This is a genomic window from Acinetobacter sp. RUH 2624 (genome assembly GCF_000162375.2).
Taxonomy (GTDB): Bacteria; Pseudomonadota; Gammaproteobacteria; order Pseudomonadales; family Moraxellaceae; genus Acinetobacter; species Acinetobacter nosocomialis.
In genome coordinates, this window is record NZ_KI391939.1 from 739,980 (window position 1) to 741,710 (window position 1,731).

Genomic DNA, 1,731 nt, shown 5'->3' on the forward strand with positions numbered 1-1,731 from the left:
TCCTTGCTTGCCTTGTGGTTGTGCATACCATTGCGTCTTAGGATCAAACCAGATTGAAATATTTCCTCGCTTGATTAAAGCTTGGTTATACGAGGACCAATTGGTTGTACGATAGATTTTAGGTGTAGGCTTCTTCATCTGGAAATTATATTACTGAAGAAGCCTTCAAGAATAGCTTTGTGCAACAAAGCCGTTTCTCACTACCTTTATGAGATGCTTTAATGATTTCTGGTTCAGGATGCATCTTCTCCTGATCGCCTGGCTGATGAGGTTGAACTTGTGCTGGAACTGCTGTTGGATACTCATTTGTTGTATTTTCCATGTCTAGACTACCTCTATTTAAATTTCAGTCCCTTTATAGTGATTAATATGCACGTGAATATAAGTAAATAGTCTTTTTTAAAAAGTTGTCTTTGTTATTTTATATATAAGGATGTAAAAAAATATAACATCTAAATTTTTATTAAATAATATCCAATAATTTAACCTTGTTTTTATCAATCATACTTTCAATAATTGATCGATTACCTGTATCCTCTAACCAATTTTCTATAGGTATATAATCCGATAAATCTAAAATTTCTTTTATTACGGTTTCTGCTTCTACTATAGATTTTAATTCTGGTTTATTTTTAGCTACTAAATTATCAAATGGTTCTTTTATATCTTCTTTCTCAATATTTTTTGATTTAATAATATGTAAATCTCTTTGGAAAGGATGGCTTGCATGAGGTGGATCTAATCTATAGCTCCATTCTTGGTTATAATCTTGCCAAATATTTTTAATTTGTATATTACTAAGTAAAATTTCAGGTACAGAAATATGAATGTATTGTAGCGATGACTGAGTTTGAGGTAATTGCATGATTCATCTCTCATAAATATTATATTTTAATTTTAAATCTTGATTTTGCTCACTCAAGTAAATTTTTTCTGAAAAAGTAATTGATTATGTTATTGTTTTTAAATAATTTTAATTGTATTTTTTATTTGTTTCTTCAATTGTTAAGATGTTTTTGTTTATTATTGATTTGTACATTGTGAAAGTTTATGTTATTCACATTGATCTTTTAAAGGCATTTGTAAAAATATATTATTATGTAGGATTGAGTAATAATAAGTATGGCCAGTATTTAAAAAGTAAAACTATAGAATATTTTATAAATATTTTAATTGATAAAATCTTTATTTAAATAATCATCTTAGAGTTTTTTACGTATTTTAATTTATATACATTTAAAAAGGTTGAAACATAGCATAGGTATAAAAATATTTTAAATCTCTTATCTTAAATTTATCCGTTCAACAAAAGCGGTAGCTACTATAATTTAAATATAGGAAGATATAACTATGGCTAATACTAGATATGAAGATCACGATAACAATAGTTCAGGTACTTCAAATCGTGGATTTGCAAGTATGGATCCTGAAAGAGTAAGAGAAATAGCCAGTAAAGGTGGGCGTGCTGCGCATGCAAGTGGTAATGCACATGAATTTACTTCAGAAGAAGCTCGTGAAGCTGGTCGAGCTGCACACGCTAGTGGTAATGCACATGAATTTACCTCGGAAGAGGCTCGTGAAGCTGGTGCTTTAAGTCATAAGAATGATGATCGCAATGGTCGCGGTCGCAGCCGTTATGACGATGACGAAGATGATGATCGCGGTCGTTCAGGTGGCCGAGGCCGTAGCCGCAGTCGTTACGATGACGACGAAGATGATGATCGCGGTGGT

2 protein-coding genes and 2 pseudogenes are annotated in these 1,731 nt (G+C 31.3%); 1 reads left to right on the forward strand and 3 read right to left on the reverse strand.

Going from position 1 to position 1,731, the window contains the following annotated elements; genetic code table 11:
- The 3 genes and pseudogenes from HMPREF0014_RS25910 to HMPREF0014_RS10185 form a co-directional block, all read right to left on the reverse strand.
- Nucleotides 1-138 (reverse strand): annotated as a pseudogene (locus tag HMPREF0014_RS25910) (IS5/IS1182 family transposase); the annotation flags it as partial.
- A 55-nt stretch (nt 139-193) separates the two neighbouring features.
- Nucleotides 194-322 (reverse strand): annotated as a pseudogene (locus HMPREF0014_RS25330) (NAD(P)-dependent oxidoreductase); the annotation flags it as partial.
- A 141-nt stretch (nt 323-463) separates the two neighbouring features.
- Complete coding sequence (locus tag HMPREF0014_RS10185; protein ID WP_025466845.1) at nt 464-868, reverse strand: DUF6367 family protein; 405 nt, start codon at nt 866-868, stop codon at nt 464-466.
- 482 nt (nt 869-1,350) lie between these two features.
- Here HMPREF0014_RS10185 and HMPREF0014_RS26140 point away from each other — a divergent pair.
- On the forward strand, nt 1,351-1,731 hold a 381-nt coding region (locus HMPREF0014_RS26140), incomplete at its 3' end, for a KGG domain-containing protein (protein ID WP_006582036.1).